The organism is Chryseobacterium sp. WX (genome assembly GCF_029542485.1).
Classification (GTDB): domain Bacteria; phylum Bacteroidota; class Bacteroidia; order Flavobacteriales; family Weeksellaceae; genus Chryseobacterium; species Chryseobacterium cucumeris.
Map to the genome: position 1 here is coordinate 2,456,286 of NZ_CP120710.1, position 18,997 is coordinate 2,475,282.

Sequence of the window (18,997 nt, forward strand, 5' to 3'; positions counted from 1 at the left end):
CGTTGAAGCGGCTGTTTATATTTTTATTAATAAAAGATTAGTCTTTAAGTACTTTCTGAGAAACCGGTCGATTGTTTACTGTACCTGTAACGATATAGTTTCCTTTTGCCAATTCAGCAACACTTACAGATTCGTTTTGTTTTACTGAAGTTTCTTTTACAAGTTGTCCGAACATATTGAACACTTTTACGTCTTTTACATCAGATCCGAAAACGATTTCGTTATTTTTAACGAAAGAGTTCTTTACAAAGTTGGCTGATTTTACATTTTTAGTATCAAGAACAGCAAGAGTTCCTGTGCTTACAATGATATCATCAATAAAGAATCTGTTATTGGCAGCTGCAGATCCTTCAAATGTAAGAGTTACAGCTCCGGTAGCGCCTGTAATATTTACGGTATAGTTAGAAAAAGCTCCTTTTACAATAGTTACGCTTGCCTGATCCAGAGTAGCACCTGTTGCAGATATATTTAAAGTACTTTTTTCACTAGCCCCGTCCCATGCACCTGCTCTGAATGTTAACGTAGCTGATCCTGTTAAATTAAAAGTTGGAGTAGTAATTGACCCTTTTAGACTACTTGTACCTGCCTTAAGACATCCGTTTCCTTTATAAATTTTAGTAAAAGTCCAGTTTCCGCCAGTTGTATAAGAGCTGGATCCATCAGCAAATCCACTTGATGCAATGCCTCCACTCCAAGCACCATCATTTCCTCCTGTTCCTGTTACATCATCAAATGTAGCACTGAAGACTGTTTGTGCAAAAATTCCACTTGCTAACATTACTGTAGCAAATAACGAATAAAGTTTTTTCATGATTTAAATTTTTTGTTATTAATAATTTTTTTTCCGTAACAAAACTACATTCTATTTTTTTTGGGAGGACAATAAAGAGGTTAAGTTTTTGTTAATTATAGTTGATCTCTTAATGTTAACATTTTTTAATTATTTTTACGAATTATTTTTAAAAGTTGCGGAATTTTGTCATTCTATTCGTTTTATTCTTCTTAGGCATATTTTCAGGAAATGCTCAGGTCTTTTCGTGGAAAAATCCCAACGTTCCGGAGGACAGCATCAAAAGAGACAGTATTCTTGCAGCAAAACTGGAACAGGACATCTTTGCAAAGGACACTCTTGATTTCATAAGAACGCATAATAAGATCATTATTGATGAAGCCGTACTGGCCAAGAATGATAAAAAGAGATTTTTAGGAGAACTTAATTCAAAAGGTTCTATTATCCGAGGGATTACTTTTGGTAATAATCAGGGGCAATCTGTACAAAGTTCTATGGATCTTCAGATTTCCGGACGTTTGTCAAAAGATGTAACGATTTTAGCGAGTATTTCAGATCATAACCTGCCCATACAGGCTGATGGTTATACCCAGACTTTAGAGGAGTTTGACAAAATCTATATGCAGCTTAATATTAAAGATAAGTCTATCCTTAGAGCAGGACATCTTGATCTTGTAGAAGCTAAGAATTATTTTGCCAAATACCAGAGAAGAAGTATGGGACTTCAGTTCCAGACAGAATTCGGTAAAGAGAATAAGACATTCGTAGATATCTCTGCAGGTGTTGCCCGAAGTGAATTCCACAGAATACGTTTTCAGGGGGTTGAAGGTAATCAGGGACCTTACCGTCTGACGGGTAAGAACGGTGAACAATTTATTACGCTGATCTCTGGCTCTGAACAGGTTTTTATTGATGGAATCTTAATGAAGCGCGGTGAAAACCAGGATTATATTATCAATTACAATACCGGTGAAGTTACCTTTACCAGTTTTCGTCCTATTTTCCAGCAGAATTTCATCACCATTTCATACAACTACGCCAATAGAAATTATTCAAGGTATTTGTTTACAGGAAAGCTTGAGCACCAGAGAGAGAAATTCAAAGTGGGATTCAACTGGTTTATGGAAAATGATAATAAGAATGCTCCGCTTTCTTTAAATCTATCTAAAGAAGATGAGCAAATTCTTGCAGAAGCTGGAAATAATCCTGACCTGATGTATGCTCCTTCAGGAGTGATAACGGAATATGATGTCAATAAAATTTTATACAAATTAAGTCCTGCAGGAAATTTTTATGAATATTCTACGGATTCCAGTTTAACGCTTTATCAGGTATCTTTTACTTATTTCGGAGCTAATCAGGGAGACTATAAAATAGCACAGACCACTAACAATGGACGTGTTTTTGAATATGTAGGCCCTAATGGCGGAGATTACAGAGCCGTAAGAAAACTTCCTTCTCCTCAGAAATCGCAGGTATACTCTCTGAACTCAGAATATCTGTTAAATGAAGGAAAAATAGGTGCTGATATCTCTCTGAGTAACTATGATGTCAACTTATTTTCATCAAAAGATTCTGATCAGAACATGGGGTATGCATGGCGTATTTATGGAAATAAAAGCTTCACAAAGAACACATGGAAAGGAACTCCAAGTTTTGAATATCAATATATAGACAGACAGTTTCATATCCTTGATCGTATTAATGATGTGGAATTCTCCAGAGATTTCAACCTTACCCAGGAATTCAATAAAAAGACCCAAAATAGATTTACCTTCAGCTTCCTCAATAAATGGAATAATAAATCTACACTGAATTACCGCATCAATTACCTGAATGAACAGGATTCTTACAAAGGGATTAAAAATGACCTTGATTTCGGCTGGCTGACGGGAAAATTCTTTACGAAAGGGAATCTGTCTTATCTGAGTACCAATGCTACTCTTCAGGATACAAAGTTCATCCGTGGTGGAGTTTCAACAGAATTTACCGGTAAAAAAGGAAGCTGGGCCATTGGTGGAAGCATGGAGCATAACGAGAAAAAGTACAATGATACCCAGCTTTTGGATGTCACAAGTTTCAGCTGGAAAGAAATATTTTTGCAGAAGAAAATAGGTGACAGTACAAGAACCAAATTATTGGCGAAAGTATATATGAGAGATAATGACTCAGTACGCGATAACAGACTTCAGAATATGAACAATATTTTGGGGATCATGGCTGAAAGTCAGATTATCAAGACTGAAAGAACCAGTTTAAATGCTCTAATTCACTACCGAAAATTCTTCTACTCAGGTGCAGAAGGTGAAGTAACCCGTAATAATGATTTTGTTGTTGGAAATATCTTATACAATCAACAGCTTTTCAGAAACGGTATGCGTCTTCAGGCTTTCTATGAATTGGGGAACGGACAGGAAGCCCAGAGAGAATTTCAGTACATTAAAGTAACGGACGGACAAGGTGTTTATAAATGGACCGATTATAACGGAGACGGCGTTCAGCAGCTGGACGAATTTGAAATTGCCGAATATTCCGATCTTGCGCAATACATCCGTGTATATACTAATTCTGTACGCTATATTCCTTCCAATAAAAATAAACTGCAATTGGCCTTGTTTGTCAATCCGGCCATTGTTTTCAACTCTGAGAATGGATTTTTAAAACGTTGGAATTTTAATATTTCATTAAATTCTCAAAACTCATTCTACAAAAAGGAAAAAGTACTTGTTCTGAATCCTTTTGAAAAGAACAGTGACCAAATCCTTAAAAATCAGAATATTCTTGCTTCCGTACAGTTTAATCCAACTGATAAATCAGGCTGGAACGGAAATTACAGATTTATCACCAATGATAATCTCATCAATGCCAATTTCAGTAATGAAGAACGTGAACAGACTTCTCATTTCCTGAACATAGGATATTGGTTCAATAAAGAATTCAGAGTGGATTGGGAAAACTCGGTTCATGATATCCAAAACTCTTCACAGTTATTTAAAACAAGAGATTATCGTCTGAATAATTTTGAAACCAAGCCTAAAGCAACGTATAAATTCACCGATGCCATTCAGGCTGAATTATCTTCTGCTTTCCGTCAGAAACAAAGATTGGATGGCGAAGAACTCCTTAAGGCTTTTGATGTTACAGGAACCATCCAGTGGGAGCGAAGAAAAACGTCTATCCGTGGAAACTTCTCATTTATCAATAACGATTTTACAGGAAACAATTTCAGTATCGTAGGAAACCAGATGCTGGATGGGCTTAAACCTGGAAAAAACCAGGTGTGGAGTGTGTTTATCCAACAGGCTATCAACTCGTTTATCCAACTGAACCTTAATTACGAAGGAAGAAACTCCGGTGACCGAACCATTCATATCGGAAGTATGCAGGTAAAAGCAAGCTTCTAATTGTGGACAACTGGAAGTGGGGAGTCAATCAAATCTCATATTCACTATTTAAAGTCTTTTACTATCCTCCAATTTCCAAACAAAACAATCATTTAGGCCGATAGATAATATCATAATTATGAATGTTCAGAATTTCGTAAATTTGCACCATGATAAAAATAGGCAACATAGAACTGCCGGAATTTCCGCTTTTGCTGGCTCCGATGGAAGACGTAAGTGATCCTCCGTTCAGACGTTTGTGTAAAATGCATGGTGCAGATTTAATGTATTCGGAATTTATTTCTTCCGAAGGGTTGATTCGTGACGCTATCAAGAGTCGTAAAAAGCTGGATATTTTCGATTATGAAAGACCCGTTGGGATACAGATTTTTGGTGGTGACGAAGAAGCTATGGCTATGTCTGCAAGAATTGTTGAAACGGTAAATCCGGATTTAGTAGACATTAATTTTGGATGTCCTGTAAAAAAAGTTGTATGCAAAGGAGCAGGAGCTGGTGTTTTGAAAGATATTGATCTTATGGTGCGTCTTACAAAGGCTGTTGTAAGCTCTACTCATCTTCCTGTCACTGTAAAAACCCGTTTAGGATGGGACAGTACCAGCATTAATATTGATGAAGTAGCAGAACGTCTGCAGGAAACAGGAATCAAAGCGCTTACCATACATGCAAGAACGCGTGCTCAAATGTACAAGGGTGAAGCAGACTGGGAACATATTTCAAGAATTAAACAAAATCCTAATATTGAAATTCCAATTTTTGGAAATGGTGATATAGATTCTGCTGAAAAAGCATTAGAATATAAGCAAAAGTATGCCTGTGACGGTATTATGATCGGTCGTGCTGCTATTGGATATCCATGGATATTCAATGAAATCAAGCATTTCTTTAAAACAGGAGAGCATTTACCTGAACCTACTATTTCAGACCGGTTACTGGCTGTTCGTCAGCATGCAGAATGGAGTGCAGAATGGAAAGGAGAAAGATTAGGATTGGTTGAAATGAGACAACATTACAGCAACTATTTCCGAGGAATTCCTCATTTCAAGGAGTTCAGAAAAAAATTCCTTGAAGTGTTTACCCTGGAAGAAATGAATAGCTTGATTAAAGAGACCCAACAGTTCTACGAAGAATATCAGGCACAACTATAAAATAAAACCATCAGCTTTGCTGATGGTTTTTTTATATTGAGAATTTAATATTAATATCCTTCTGATGAAGATTCGTTTTTAATTAATCCCAGAGCTGAAGAGGTTCCAATTCTTTTAACTCCCATTTTAATCATTTTTTCAGCATCTTCAGGAGTTCTTACTCCACCTGCTGCTTTTACAGGAAGTTTCCCGGCATTGCTGAGCATAATTGTTATTCCTTCAAAGGTTGCTCCGTTAGGCTTTCCTTCGGCAGTCTGATAAAATCCTGTAGATGATTTGACAAAAATTTTCGACAACTCATTTTCAGAAAAATTCTCTTCTGCCCAGGTAGAAATCTTTTTAGTAAGATCAGCAATTTGTTCATCTGTTAACGCTGCAATTTCAATAATCCATTTTGCAACTTTTTGATGTTCAAGAGATAATTTTGTACATTTTACAAATTCTTCTCTTACCAGTTCTATATCTCCCTGCAGATAAGCCGTGTAATTAATAACAAAATCTAATTCATCTGCCCCGTCTTCTATTGCTTTTGAAGCTTCTGCAAGTTTTTCATCAATAGAGTACGTTCCTTCGTGGAAACCTATTACAGTTCCTACTACAACATTTGAATTTCTTTCCTGAATAAATTTTTTGATCTCAGATACATAATCCGGCCGAATCATCACGGCAAAAATATCATTGTCTATTGCTTCCTGAGCAAGTTCTTTATCTTTTTGAAGTGTTTCTTCGTGGGAAATACCTGACTGTTCTGGTGTTTTCAGGTAAGTTGAATCCAAATATTGGGCTATGTTCATATTATTATACTTTCAATTGTCTGTAAATACCTTGTTCTAAAGATATAAAAGTTTCTGTTCTTGTTACTCCCTTCAGCTTTTGAAGCTTACTAAGGATTTGCATTAAATGATCATTGTCTTTACAAAGCACTTTCAGGAAAATGGTATAATTTCCTGTAGTATAGTGGGCTTCCACTACTTCGTTGATATCATGCAAAGACTTTACCACTTCCGGATAATGGCTTGGCTGATCCAGAAATACACCGATGTAGGAAATCACTTTGTATCCAATTTTCTTAGGATTAAGAAATGAAATTGAATTTTCAATAACTCCTGCATGTTCGAGTTTTTTGATTCTTTGATGCACTGCAGTAGTGGAAATTCCGACATTTTTTGAAATGTGGGCTAAAGAAGTTTTAGCATTATCCATCAACATGTAGATGATTTCCTTGTCAATAGAATCTAAATGGTAGCTTGTGTTGCTCGAATTTTTCATTTTCTACTTTTTTATTATTTATGTTTTTTAATGTAAATTTTTAAATTTTACAAAAACCGGAAAGTGATCGCTATATCCACCTAAATACCGGGTACCGGCATAAGTTCGGAATGGCCGTCCTTCAAAATATCTGGTTCTGCTGCGGATTTTTTCAGAATTAAATATATGGGCATCCTGAAAAGCCAGCGTCTTATTATCAAGCAAAGATCTTGATATAATGATCTGATCATACAGCAATCCAGATTTATAATGAAAAGTAGAATAATTTCTTGTAGAAAACAATTGTTGAAAAGGGTTCATTAAAACCTTCTCATGGTCATTGTCATAGAGAATCTGTACTAAATTTTCATCATCCGGGTTTTCGTTAAAATCACCACACAATATAACATGCTCTTTATCAGCATTTACAATTTTCATAATCCGTTCCCGTATTTCATTCAATATAAAGGTTCTTTTAGGTTTATTGATATCTTTTTCGCGCTTAGAGGGAAGATGGGCGACAAAGACATTAATAATTTCCCCTTTATATTTAATTTTTGAAAAAAGTACGTCTCGGGTTGTGTCGTAATTTTCTGTGTTTTTATTTACTATTTCAAAAAAGAAAGTAATGGTTTCTGAATCGAGTACCTCTACTTTATTTTTATCATATAACATGGCTACATCCACTTTTCGTTCGTCCATAGAATTGTAATGAACAATTCCGTATTCCGAATTAAAGGGCTCCATTTCTACTAGATCTTCCAAAACTTTCCTTCCGGAAACTTCAGATAATCCTATTACAAATGGTAATACTTCATTATCCTCCTTCATCAACTGAAATACATGAGAGATTTTAAAAAGCTTATTTTTATATCTCTTTTCATCCCAATTCCTTAATCCTGACCGGGTAGGATCTAATTTATGGACAGGTTTCGGATCGGGTAAAAATAAATTTTCAACATTATAAAAAGAGAACAGCTCCATCTACACTAATTTCTATACTTTTAATTTATTATGTCCTTTTTACTTTAAGATGTAAATTTATTATTTTTTTTCAAATTTTAGTGATTTACCTCTAAAACAGTAAATCAATTTCCAATAAAAAACAATTCAAATATAGTAAAAAATACTAATGAAATAAGTCATTATGAATTAATTTTTCAACTATCCCACAGTTTCGATATATTAATCAAAATTGAGACAATATATAAAATATGGAATAATAGAAATAAATTTTTAACTTAAAACCAGAAACATTAATATTTTTCACACTTATTGAAATTACAACAAATATTATTCCATTTATCTATAACAAATGGAATTAAATATGGAAGCAGAAAATTAGATCATTTCTGACGATTTTCGTTTACAATAAATCGGGACGTTTTTCCTTTGTAATTCTTACGGCTTCATCATGACGCCATTCTTCAATTTTTCCGAAATTCCCACTCAACAGGATTTTAGGAACATCCAGGCCTTTATAACTTTCAGGTCTCGTGTAGATGGGTGGTGAAAGAAGATCATCCTGAAAACTGTCTGTTAAAGCGCTTTGTTCATCATTCAAAACTCCAGGAAGCAATCTGATAACGGAATCTGCCAGAACACAGGCAGCCAGTTCTCCTCCTGTAAGAACATAATCTCCAATTGAAATTTCTTTGGTAATATGAAGATCTCTTACCCTTTGGTCTATTCCTTTATAATGTCCGCAAAGAAAAATTAAATTCTCTTTAATAGACAATGAATTGGCTATTTTTTGGTTTAAAGTTACCCCATCCGGAGTCAGATAGATTACTTCATCATAATTTCTTTGAGATTTAAGCTCTGATATACATTTATCCAATGGCTCAACCATCATTACCATTCCTGCACCGCCTCCGTAAGGCTCATCGTCAATTTGTCTGTGCTTATTGATTGCCCAGTCTCTCAGATGATGAAAATGTACTTCTACCAGTCCTTTGTCCATTGCTCTTTTCAAAATAGAGGTTTGGAACGGACTTTCCATCAATTCCGGAAGTACGCTTATTATGTCAATTCTCATTGTAATGTTCCGTTTTTCTTAGTAGGTATAATAATTAATCTTAAAGAAGAATCTTTGTTGATATAACTCCACATCCAGTTGAAGAATATGGCAAGTTTATTTCGAACACTCAAAATTAGCATTAAATGGAGAAACATCCAGAAATACCATGCCAGAAATCCCTGAAATTTTATAAACGGCAGATCTACAACTGCTCTGTGCTTCCCAATAGTCGCCAATGAGCCTTTGTCATCATACTCGTATTCTTTCCATTCTTCGTGGCTTTTCTTTAATAGATTTTTACCTAAATTTTTTGCCTGATTAATAGCTACGTTGGCTACCTGAGGATGCCCATGTGGATATTTAGGGGTTTCCATATAGGCAATATCCCCGATCACATAAATATTATCGTAACCTTGTATTTTATTATATCGATCAACAATATATCTGTTTCTCACTAATTTTTCTTCCGGAAAACCTCCTACAACATTTCCTGTAACTCCGGCTGCCCAGATCACATTATTGGATGGAATTTCTTTTCCGCTTTTCAAATGAACCTTATCTCCGTCATAATCCGTCACTACTTCTCCACTCATAAAAGTTACCCCAAGATCTTTAAGATATTTCTCTGACTTCTCCTGAGCCTCACTACTCATTACTGCAAGTGGTTTTTCGGTAGAACTCACCAGAATAATTTTCAGATGATCAAAGTTCATATAAGGATAATCTCTTGGAAGAATATCTTTTTTCATTTCAGCAAAAGCCCCTGCCAGTTCTACTCCTGTAGGACCGCTTCCCACGATAACAATATTCCAGTTTCCGTCATCGCTTCGGCTTTTTTCAATAATCAGTTTTTCAAAGGTCATCAAAACATGATTTCTGATACTGATGGCTTCCTGAGTATTTTTCATTCCGAAAGCTTTGCCTTCCAATTCTTTATTTCCGAAAAAATTAGTTTTACAGCCCGTTGCAATGATGAGTTTATCATAGGTAAATTCTGCTTCATCAGTAATGACCTTATTGTTGGCAGGATCTATTTCTTTGACTTCAGTCATACGGAACTGTGTATTTCTGGACTGCTGAAAAATCTTTCTGAAGGGAAAGGAAATGTTGGAAGGTTCTATCCTTCCTGAGGCTACCTGATAAAAAAGCGGCTGAAACATATGGTGGTTCATCCGATCCAGAACAATCACCTTTTTGTTCTTGTTATTCAATGTTTTTGCAAGCTGCAGCCCCGCAAATCCTCCTCCAATAATGATGATTTTTTCGCGTGTTTCCATAATACACAAATTTACTGATTTTATTTTAGCATTTAGCAGTGAAAAAAGTTAGTTTTGCAAAACTTTATGACACCAAAAAAGTACACCAAAAAAACTGCCAAACAAGTCCATAAATCGCGACGGAAGAAGTATTTTTTCCGAAGATGGGTGATATTGGTTATTTTAATGATAGCATTAGTAGGAACAGGGCTTTATTTAAGACAGTCTATCAGTTATTACTATGCGCTGTACTTTAATAAATTTAAGCATAAAAAGCTTCATAACAGTGAAAAGGAAGCAGCAAGAATCCAAAGAATACTAGCCAGCAACCTTGATAAAACCTATGGTTTTGATGTTTCTCATTATCAGAATCGTGAAGATATCAAATGGGACAGTCTCAGCATCGGAAATAAAACGATTCCATTAGAATTTGTTGTCATGCGTGCAACGATGGGAAACCGAAGTGCCGATAAGCATTTTGACGAATTCTGGGAAAGTGCTAAAAAGCATGATCTTATCCGTGGTGCCTATCATTTTTACAGAGCTGATGAAGACCCTGTGATCCAGGCTAATAATTTTTTAGAGAATGTAAAACTTGAGAGCGGGGATCTTCCCCCGATCCTTGATATTGAAAAAATTCCCAAGCGTAAAACCAGCAAAAAGCTGATTGAAGATCTGAAAATATGGTGTAAAATTGTAGAAGATGCCTATGGTGAAAAGCCGATCATCTACACCTACTATCATTATTATAAAGACTTTCTGAAAGGCGAGTTTGAAGATTATCCTTTATGGCTTGCCAATTACAATGATGTTCCGTCTCCTTCTCCTGATGATGAGTGGGATTTCTGGCAGTTTACAGAAAACGGGATTGTTCATGGTATCAACGCTAAAGTGGATCTTGATATTTACAATGGTAATTCGTGGTCATTAAAAAGGCTGACACTGGATTAAAAGAAGGGAGGAAGGAAGCACAAAGATGGGAGCTGATGAAGTTTCATTGATCCCGTATGATATGTTTCAATGAGTCAACTTACAAAATTAGCTAATGGATATCACTTCCATTCTCCATCTCCCTGCTTCCAGCCTTTATCTAATTACTTTTTCCTAAAAAATTCAGAATATCCGTATTGAGCTGATCTGCGTTTTCAAAAGGAATCATATGGGTGGCCTTGTTGTAGATTTTAAGTTCAGCATTGGGTATTTCTTTTGCAATAAGTTCAGTATGACCACGTTTAATAACATCATTCTCACCGGCAATAACCAATACTTTACTTCCGATTTTATTTAAATCTTTCTTCTCAATGCGCGGCTGTGTCAGCATAATTTTCAAAAGCCTTTGTTCATTAAACTTTTCAGGATCCTTCAGCTCTTTCATCACCAGCATTTTATTTTCAAAATGATCAGTAAGTCTGTCATCCACTCCACCAGGAAATGCATTGGCTCCAATTGCAATCAGCTTATTCAGCTTTTCAGGATATTTCAGGGCAAATTCCAGTCCGGTATTTCCACCATCACTCCAGCCTGCGATATTTACCTTATTGAGCTTTAATTGGTCTGCTACTGCTTTTACATCATCAGCAAACATTTTGTAGGTAAATTCCTTTTTAGAGGAATCTACACTTTTCCCTTGTCCTCTTGTATCTATAGCAATTACTTTATACTGCTTTGATAAAACAGGAATCTGCTGATAAAAATCTTTAATACTTCCTGAATTGCCATGAAGCAGAATCAATGGTTCTCCTTCACCATACACCTCATAATAAAGGTTGGTATCCTGAAGTTTCAGATAGTTTCCTACGGCTTTATTTTGCCCATACACAGTTTGCTCCGATTCCTGGATATATTTTGACATATCAGGCATCAGTGCTTCTGCGCTGTCATCTGCAAAACCGTTTTCATCATCCGTATTTTTGTCTCCGTTTTTATCCATTTTCACATCGATATTAATGGCAGGTGCGGCGAGAGTCATTTTTGTCCACTCTCCGTAAAATTTCCTTATAAATCCTGTTTTGAACAATGCTGCACTTATATTGACTCTCCCTTCAAATTCTTTTAAAAACTGAATTCCTATAAAAAACCTTCCGTGTACCCAGATATTACGGTCATTCACATCCAATGTATAAGTTCCGTCTTTAATCATATCACTGGTTAGTTCAACGGTAATTTCTTCATCAAGAATATTTTTATCCGGAAAACCATCTTTTTCACTATAAATAGTATACCGCATGATGACAGGCTTATCAGCAGTATAGCTGGCAATATTCAGGTTAATATTCTTAATCTTTGATTTCTTTTTAGCATTAAAAGCCAATGCGGTTTCACCAAGAAAATCTTCTTTTCTGAGGTGTGGATTTACCGAGTACATAACACTTTTTGTCTTCGTATTGACTCCCCAGTTTTTATCAACAAGTTTCTTAGGCTTAATGGTAATCTCTTTAATATTTTTAGTTTTCTCTGTTAAAAATATTTTTTGCTGATCATTTTTTTTAAAATCCTGTATTGTTTCCTGGTAAGGCTCAAATCCCGGTACTTCTATTTTTATTTTCTGCCGGGGATCTGTATCGGAAAGATCAATTGAAAAATTTCCTTTTTCATCAGAGATTGTTCCGATTGATTTTTTTTCAATTCCAATCTTTACATAAGGAATTGGATGGTTTTCATTTTTAGAAATGACAGTTCCGGAAATAACCTGGGCATGGAAAGCAGAGGCTGTGAAAAGGAAGAATAAAGTATGATCTATTTTCATGTTAAAAGTTTAAAGCAAACTTATTTATTTTCAACAGCCCAATATCCCAATACTTTATTAAAATTATTCTCCCTTTAGTTAAAGTTGTTTTAAATATTTCCTAATTATAAATATTTCCTACTTAAAGGATACTCATAATTTCTTCCCAGGAATGCACTCTTTCGTAAGTATCATTTTCTATCAGCTCATTATGAGGTTGGGTAAATATCAGTCTCTGCCCTGAAAAATGATCTAAATTTTTAGGATAGTCATCAATCATGATATCTCCGGACACTACTTTTTTACTTCCACAAAGAACAATCTGTTCCCAGGTAATGAATGGGAAATGCTCTGCCAGCCAATCATATTTTTCCCTTAAGCTGTTTGGAAACTCCATTCCGGCAGATACAATATAGAGTTCATATTTATTATTCAGATATTCCATTGCCTCACGGCTTCCCTTCATTACAGGTAAGGTTCTGAAAAAACCTACTTCATTCACGTGCTTTTTTCCATTGGGAAAAGATTCTATTTCAGGCTTACCAGCCAAATCACTGATTTCAATTTCTCTTCCTGTATCTCTTTTTTCAAATTGTACCAGCTGATGATATACATCCGCCATTACCCCGTCCATGTCGACAATAACTTTTTTCATTGTTTCCATCAGATTTTTGTATTATTTATTACTATTAAAATGTGTATTTCATTGTGGCTGATCAAATTTACTGATTAGTTTTTTCAGGCAAGGGACACTATCTATTAAAAAATCATAAATATTCATTCTTATAAGATGCGTTCCGGAAAATTTTATGGCTACATTTTCGTATTTTTGCGACTTAGTTAAAAAATAAAATCAAACTATTAATTCCCAATGAATTACGTTTCTGCAGAAAATCTTACCAAATCTTACGGCATCAAAGTTTTGTTTAAAAATATTTCTTTCCACATCAATGAAGGAGATAAAATAGCGATTGTTGCCAAAAATGGAAGTGGAAAATCTACCCTTCTGAAAATATTAATGGGTAAAGAAATTGCAGACAGCGGAACTGTGATCATCAATAAAGATATCCAGGTGGTGTTATTTGACCAGGAAATTGATTATGATCCTAAGCTCAGCATTGAGGAATTCATGATGACCCTTGATTCCGAACCTATCCTCGCTCTTAAAAACTATCACAAATCACTCCATTCTACAGATAATGATTTTATTGAGAAAGCATTGGCTGATATGGAAGTTCATAAAGCCTGGGATCTGGAGAATGAAATGAAACAGATTCTTTCCCAGCTTAAAATCACTGATCTGGATGCTAAAATGGGTACTCTTTCCGGAGGGCAGATCAAGCGTGTAGCATTGGCTAAACTTTTAACAGAAACAAGAGCCGAGCACAGGCATACACTTCTTATCATGGATGAACCTACCAACCACCTGGATGTGGATATGGTAGAATGGCTTGAAAATTATCTGAACAAAGCAAAAATCACTTTATTGCTTGTAACCCACGACCGATATTTCCTTGACAGTGTTTGTGACTGTATCTGGGAAATGGAAGATCAGAATCTGTATGTTCACAACGGTTCTTATGCTACTTACCTGGAGAACAAGATGATTCGTGAGGAAAATCTTAATGCTACAATTGACAAGGCCAATAACCTTTACAGAAAGGAACTGGAATGGATGCGAAGACAGCCGAAAGCCAGAACCACAAAATCAAAAAGCAGAATTGATGCTTTCTATGAGACTGAAAAGGTTGCCAAAACCGATACCAGAAAAGACGGACTTGAACTGGATTTTGAGATGAAACGTTTGGGAAATAAAATTCTTGAACTTAAACATATTGATAAAAGTTTTGGACCTAAAGTTTTATTGAAAGATTTCAGCTACCAGTTTCAGCGTGGAGAAAAAGTGGGAATCATTGGAAAAAATGGGGCAGGAAAATCTACCTTACTTAATATTATTCAAGGTTTTGAAAAAGCCGATAAAGGAGAAATTGAAACCGGAGAAACGATTTCTTTCGGTTATTTCTCACAAAAAGGGCTTACATATAAAGAAGATGAGCGTGTAATAGATTTCATCAAAGAAATTGCAGAATTTTATCCTTTAGCTAATGGCAAAAGTTTATCAGCATCACAGTTCTTAAGATTATTTTTATTTGATGATCAGACACAATATTCTCCTATTTCTAAACTTTCGGGTGGTGAAAAGAGAAGACTTCACCTGATGTATATCTTGTATCAGAATCCTAACTTCCTGATTTTTGATGAACCTACAAATGACCTGGACCTTCCTACATTAACAGTTCTGGAAAATTTCCTTCAGCAATTTCAGGGATCTTTAATTATCGTTTCCCACGACAGGTATTTTATGGACAGAATTGTAGACCACGTTCTGGCTTTTGAAGGAGACGGAAAAATCAGAGATTTTGTAGGAAACTTCTCAGAATACAGAGAAGCAAGAAGCCGTGAAGAAGCCTTAGAAAAAAATGCAATGGTAAAACCTGAGCCTGTAAAAGAAATTGTTTCACCAACAGAAAGTACTCAGTCTGCCAATTCTAAAAGGAAACTCACTTTTAAAGAACAAAGGGAACTGGAAACCATTGAAAAAGAGATGCCTGAACTGGAAGCACAACGTACTAAAATTCTGGATAAGCTCAACAACGAAGCTGATTACGAAAAGATAGCCACACTTTCTTCAGAACTGGAAAGCGTTTCAGAAAAACTGGAGAACCATGAAATGAGATGGCTGGAGCTTCAGGAACTCCTTTAATAATGATGAATTATGAATGATTCAAAGAGTTTTAGAGTTTTAGAGTAAACGAATTGAAGACTTCTCATCACAACTGTTATCAACTTTGAATCTTGAATTCATTCATAATTCATAACTCATCATTTATAATTCTATTATTCTTTCTTCTTTTGCACTTTTAAGAGAAGTATCTATGATTTTCATATTCTGAATAACTTCTTTTCCGGGAGATGGTAAAGCATATCCAAAAACGATGTGTTCATAAATTTGCTGGTAATAATTCATGTAGTTTCCGGCTTCACTGGAGGTAAGAATTCTCTCTGTTTCAGAATCATCATTCAGGAAGTTTAAAATTCCGTCCGGCTCTTTCAGAGGCTGTGTCCATTCTTTACCATATTCAGGAACAGCACCTGCTACCAGTTCATTTTCCTGATTATCGGTTCTTTCCTGCAGGAAAGTTCCTTTGTCTCCATGAATAGTGTAAGCATAATGTCCTTCTTTACTGAAAACAGATGATTTCAGTCTTACCCTCATATTATCTTTATAGAATAAGAGAATTTCAAAATAATCGTTAGCGAACTCAGTTCCTTTCATAGAAAACACGTCTGCAAACAATTTTTCAGGATATCCAAAATACTGCACCGCCTGATCTACAAGATGTGCCCCCAGATCGTGAAGTGATCCTGCCCCCACCTGATCAGGACTTTCTTTATGCTGTTTTCCACTGGCGGTTGTACGGAATCTGTCAAAACGAATTTCAGCTTCTTTAATATTACCTATTTTCTTATCATCAAGAATCTTTTGAACCTGTAGAAAGTCGCGGTCAAATCTTCTGTTTTGATATACGCTTAAAAACAATCCTTTTTCTTCTGCTAATTGCACCAGCTCTTCTGCTTCAGAAACATTTACTGTAAAGGGTTTTTCCACAACAATATTTTTTCCTGCTTCCAGTGCTTTTTTGGCGTACTCATAATGAGTCTGAACCGGGGTATTGATAATCACCAATTCTACATCAGCATGCTGAAGCATTTCTTCCACGGAACGGTAGATGGTTGCTTCCGGATACTTTTCCTTCGATTCTTCCTTACTTCTTTCCACCACAGCAGACATAAAAAATCCCGGATGTTCTTTTAAGAAGGGAGCATGGAATACTTTCCCACTCATTCCAAAGGCGCAAAGCCCTGCTTTTACCAATTGCATATTATAATTTTTAACAAATATATTCATAAAAAATTTTCTATCCCTTAGTCTAAGCGGCTATAGAAATAATCCATCTCATCAACACTAAGAATATGATTTAAATCATAAAATTATTTTTATCTATTCTAAACAAATACTTACATTTGCGCCTTATTTAAAACTGTTCTACATAAAAATAAAATGAAAAGACAATTACTTTCTTTAGGTCTTCTGTTTATCGCCGCTTCGGCAAGTTCACAGCTGAAAAATACTGAAGCTGATACTATCAGAACTCAAACTATTGAGGATATCAACCTTCATAAAACGGGAAATCCTAACCAGGCAAGACCATTATCGACAAAGTCGAATCTGACGATAATGGAAACTCCCCAGCCCATTGCTATTGTTACCCACGAAATCATTGAGCAGCAGCAGGCAAAGCAACTGAGTGATGTTCTTCAGAATGTAAACGGATTGTACATCACTTCATCCAGAGGAAATTCTCAGGATAGTTTTGGTGGACGTGGTTTCATTTTAGGAAATGATAATATTTTTAAAAATGGTTCAAGAGTAAACAGCGGTGTTTTCCCTGAAGTAAGTGGTCTGGAAAGAGTAGAAGTTTTAAAGGGCGCCAATGCCATGCTTTTTGGAAATACAGCAACTGGTGGTGTTATCAATATGATTACAAAAAAGCCTAAATTCAATTTTGGTGGAAGTATCGGGCTAAACGGCGGAAGCTGGAATTCTTATAAACCAACAGTTGATATTTACGGTCCTTTATCTAAAAATATTGCTTTCAGAGTAAACGGAGCCTATGAGCATGCTGAAAGTTTCAGAGATGTTGTAGAATCAGAGAAATATTATTTCAATCCATCCTTCCTTTTCAATTTAAGCCCAAAATCACAATTGATTGTGGAAGCGGATTATCTTAAAACTAATTTTACTCCCGATTTCGGGCTTGGTTCTATTACGGAAAAGGACCAAAGCTATAGATTGAATGATACTGTTTCCAGAAACACTTTCTTCGGAACTGACTGGCAATATCAAAATGTACAGCAAGCTTCTACGAATATAACTTTTAATCATCAGTTCAACGAAAGATGGTCTTTAAATGCGATTGCTTCTTACCAGAACTATACGAAAGATTATTTTTCTTCTGAAAGAGTACAATGGATATATGATACTAAAGATGCCACTGTAGATCCTAACAGATTGTCATGGAAAAGACCTTTTGGCAGAACTTACAACGAACAAAATTATACTTCAGCACAGGTAAACATCAATGGTGAATTCAATACTGGAAAAATCAGCCACAAAGTTTTAATTGGGGCAGATGCTGATTACGGCCAGGCAGATGCTTATGCTTATACTATTGCGGCTCCAAGAAATCTTATGTATTTAGATGATCCGTCAACGTGGGGAAGTATTGATATGCCTAATTCTACTCTTAGTACGAGAAATAGAATCAATACAAGAAGAATAGGGATCTATGCACAGGATTATATCAGCTTAACAAAACAATTAAAAGTAATTGCAGGTTTAAGATGGTCTTATATAGAAAACATGCCTACGCTGACGACCCGCTTCACATTAAATGATAAAATTGAAGTCGCTAATTCTTCAACGTCTGACAATGCATTTTCTCCAAAAGTAGGTTTGGTGTATGCTCCAAATGAAAACCTTTCAGTATTCGCAACTTATACGAATTCTTTTGCAGCCAATGCAGGATATACTTCAGATCAATTTGGAACAGTAAATACCAATCAATCTGCTTCAGATGTTCAAGCTCAGTTAAATACTTTATCAAAACAAAGCATAAAGCCATCAACTGTCGATCAATATGAAATCGGTATTAAAAAGAATTTCTGGAACAATGCTTTAGCTGTTAACTTAACGGCTTACCAGATTATGTACAATAATTACTATCAAACGTATTGGTTTGCTTCTGCTCCAAACGGGGCACCGGTAAATTCCACAGACACCAATCTTAAAGAATTTGCAGGAAATATGAGAAGCCGTGGTGTGGAACTGGACATTACAGGAAATCCTACAGAAAACTTGTCTATAATCGGAGGTTTTTCTTATAACAATTCGGTTTATACCGACACTCCTGAAAAAGGATATATTGAAAACCAAAGACTGGTAAGAACACCGGCAACAACAGCAAATGCTTCTGTTTTCTATAAATTTACAAACTACGTAAAAGGATTGAAAATCGGAGCTGGAATTTATTACATCGGGGACAGAATTGCCGGATGGAATGATACAAAATCTACAAACACAAGTAGAAATAACGTGAGCAGAATGTTTGACCTGAAAGATTATACGACTGTTTCCGTTTCAGTAGGCTACGAGTGGAAAAAATTCTCTATCCAGGGGAAAGTGGGCAACCTGTTTGATGTTGTAAACTACAATGTTCACGAGAATTATTCAGTGAATCCTATTACGCCTAGAAATTACTATTTCACATTGACATACAGACTCTAG

General features: G+C 35.6%; 14 protein-coding genes. 5 read left to right on the top strand and 9 right to left on the bottom strand.

Translation table 11 applies throughout. The annotated features are described in order from the left end of the window. Positions 1 to 37 precede the first annotated feature (37 nt). A complete protein-coding gene (locus PZ898_RS11070; RefSeq protein ID WP_277695507.1) occupies positions 38 to 811 on the bottom strand; it encodes a T9SS type A sorting domain-containing protein in 774 nt (257 codons plus the stop codon). Positions 812 to 966: 155 nt separating this feature from the next. Between PZ898_RS11070 and PZ898_RS11075 the strand changes: the two genes are divergently transcribed. Then, the gene (locus PZ898_RS11075; RefSeq protein WP_277695508.1) at positions 967 to 4,194 is read left to right on the top strand and encodes a hypothetical protein; all 3,228 of its coding nucleotides are present in this window, start codon (positions 967 to 969) and stop codon (positions 4,192 to 4,194) included. Positions 4,195 to 4,343: 149 nt separating this feature from the next. After that, positions 4,344 to 5,339 carry a tRNA dihydrouridine synthase DusB gene (gene dusB / locus PZ898_RS11080; protein ID WP_062676256.1) on the top strand — a complete coding sequence of 332 codons (996 nt, stop codon included), beginning with the start codon at positions 4,344 to 4,346 and terminating at the stop codon, positions 5,337 to 5,339. 50 nt (positions 5,340 to 5,389) lie between these two features. Here the strand turns inward: dusB and deoC are convergent, their stop codons facing one another. The 5 genes from deoC to PZ898_RS11105 all read right to left on the bottom strand — a co-directional run bounded on the left by deoC (position 5,390) and on the right by PZ898_RS11105 (position 9,884). Beyond that, on the bottom strand, positions 5,390 to 6,133 hold the full coding sequence (gene deoC / locus PZ898_RS11085; RefSeq protein ID WP_062676257.1) for a deoxyribose-phosphate aldolase: 744 nt from the start codon (positions 6,131 to 6,133) through the stop codon (positions 5,390 to 5,392). Positions 6,134 to 6,137: 4 nt separating this feature from the next. Further along, positions 6,138 to 6,608, bottom strand: coding sequence for an Lrp/AsnC ligand binding domain-containing protein (locus tag PZ898_RS11090; RefSeq protein ID WP_002976659.1), 471 nt, complete (start codon positions 6,606 to 6,608; stop codon positions 6,138 to 6,140). A 27-nt stretch (positions 6,609 to 6,635) separates the two neighbouring features. Continuing rightward, complete coding sequence (locus PZ898_RS11095; RefSeq protein WP_277695509.1) at positions 6,636 to 7,571, bottom strand: endonuclease/exonuclease/phosphatase family protein; 936 nt, start codon at positions 7,569 to 7,571, stop codon at positions 6,636 to 6,638. A 382-nt stretch (positions 7,572 to 7,953) separates the two neighbouring features. Further along, on the bottom strand, positions 7,954 to 8,625 hold the full coding sequence (gene trmD, locus PZ898_RS11100) for a tRNA (guanosine(37)-N1)-methyltransferase TrmD (RefSeq protein ID WP_062676259.1): 672 nt from the start codon (positions 8,623 to 8,625) through the stop codon (positions 7,954 to 7,956). After that, the gene (locus PZ898_RS11105; protein WP_277695510.1) at positions 8,622 to 9,884 is read right to left on the bottom strand and encodes an NAD(P)/FAD-dependent oxidoreductase; all 1,263 of its coding nucleotides are present in this window, start codon (positions 9,882 to 9,884) and stop codon (positions 8,622 to 8,624) included. The genes trmD and PZ898_RS11105 overlap by 4 nt, the downstream gene beginning before the upstream one ends. Before the next feature lie 66 nt (positions 9,885 to 9,950). On the opposite strand from PZ898_RS11105, the gene PZ898_RS11110 reads away from it, so the two are divergent. Next, on the top strand, positions 9,951 to 10,814 hold the full coding sequence (locus PZ898_RS11110) for a GH25 family lysozyme (protein ID WP_062676261.1): 864 nt from the start codon (positions 9,951 to 9,953) through the stop codon (positions 10,812 to 10,814). A 139-nt stretch (positions 10,815 to 10,953) separates the two neighbouring features. On the opposite strand, the gene PZ898_RS11115 is transcribed toward PZ898_RS11110, so the two are convergent. Further along, positions 10,954 to 12,609: an alpha/beta fold hydrolase gene (locus PZ898_RS11115; RefSeq protein WP_277695511.1), complete on the bottom strand. Its 1,656-nt coding sequence runs from the start codon at positions 12,607 to 12,609 to the stop codon at positions 10,954 to 10,956. Between the two features lie 121 nt (positions 12,610 to 12,730). Further along, complete coding sequence (locus PZ898_RS11120) at positions 12,731 to 13,243, bottom strand: 5'(3')-deoxyribonucleotidase (RefSeq protein ID WP_062676310.1); 513 nt, start codon at positions 13,241 to 13,243, stop codon at positions 12,731 to 12,733. Between the two features lie 216 nt (positions 13,244 to 13,459). Here PZ898_RS11120 and PZ898_RS11125 point away from each other — a divergent pair, with 216 nt between their 5' ends. Further along, entirely contained in the window at positions 13,460 to 15,352 is a 1,893-nt protein-coding gene (locus PZ898_RS11125; protein ID WP_277695512.1) for an ABC-F family ATP-binding cassette domain-containing protein, read from the top strand. 123 nt (positions 15,353 to 15,475) lie between these two features. On the opposite strand, the gene PZ898_RS11130 is transcribed toward PZ898_RS11125, so the two are convergent. Then, positions 15,476 to 16,531 (bottom strand): Gfo/Idh/MocA family oxidoreductase, encoded by a 1,056-nt coding sequence (locus PZ898_RS11130; RefSeq protein WP_216445504.1) that lies wholly within the window; start codon positions 16,529 to 16,531, stop codon positions 15,476 to 15,478. A gap of 180 nt (positions 16,532 to 16,711) precedes the next feature. Between PZ898_RS11130 and PZ898_RS11135 the strand changes: the two genes are divergently transcribed. After that, positions 16,712 to 18,997 carry a TonB-dependent receptor gene (locus tag PZ898_RS11135; RefSeq protein WP_277695513.1) on the top strand — a complete coding sequence of 762 codons (2,286 nt, stop codon included), beginning with the start codon at positions 16,712 to 16,714 and terminating at the stop codon, positions 18,995 to 18,997.

Coding starts and splice junctions, on each gene's coding strand:
- PZ898_RS11070 (WP_277695507.1), bottom strand. CDS start 811: ATGAAAAAACTTTATTCGTTATTTGCTACAGTAATGTTAGCAAGTGGA.
- dusB (WP_062676256.1), top strand. CDS start 4,344: ATGATAAAAATAGGCAACATAGAACTGCCGGAATTTCCGCTTTTGCTG.
- deoC (WP_062676257.1), bottom strand. CDS start 6,133: ATGAACATAGCCCAATATTTGGATTCAACTTACCTGAAAACACCAGAA.
- PZ898_RS11090 (WP_002976659.1), bottom strand. CDS start 6,608: ATGAAAAATTCGAGCAACACAAGCTACCATTTAGATTCTATTGACAAG.
- PZ898_RS11095 (WP_277695509.1), bottom strand. CDS start 7,571: ATGGAGCTGTTCTCTTTTTATAATGTTGAAAATTTATTTTTACCCGAT.
- trmD (WP_062676259.1), bottom strand. CDS start 8,625: ATGAGAATTGACATAATAAGCGTACTTCCGGAATTGATGGAAAGTCCG.
- PZ898_RS11105 (WP_277695510.1), bottom strand. CDS start 9,884: ATGGAAACACGCGAAAAAATCATCATTATTGGAGGAGGATTTGCGGGG.
- PZ898_RS11110 (WP_062676261.1), top strand. CDS start 9,951: ATGACACCAAAAAAGTACACCAAAAAAACTGCCAAACAAGTCCATAAA.
- PZ898_RS11115 (WP_277695511.1), bottom strand. CDS start 12,609: ATGAAAATAGATCATACTTTATTCTTCCTTTTCACAGCCTCTGCTTTC.
- PZ898_RS11120 (WP_062676310.1), bottom strand. CDS start 13,243: ATGAAAAAAGTTATTGTCGACATGGACGGGGTAATGGCGGATGTATAT.
- PZ898_RS11125 (WP_277695512.1), top strand. CDS start 13,460: ATGAATTACGTTTCTGCAGAAAATCTTACCAAATCTTACGGCATCAAA.
- PZ898_RS11130 (WP_216445504.1), bottom strand. CDS start 16,531: ATGCAATTGGTAAAAGCAGGGCTTTGCGCCTTTGGAATGAGTGGGAAA.
- PZ898_RS11135 (WP_277695513.1), top strand. CDS start 16,712: ATGAAAAGACAATTACTTTCTTTAGGTCTTCTGTTTATCGCCGCTTCG.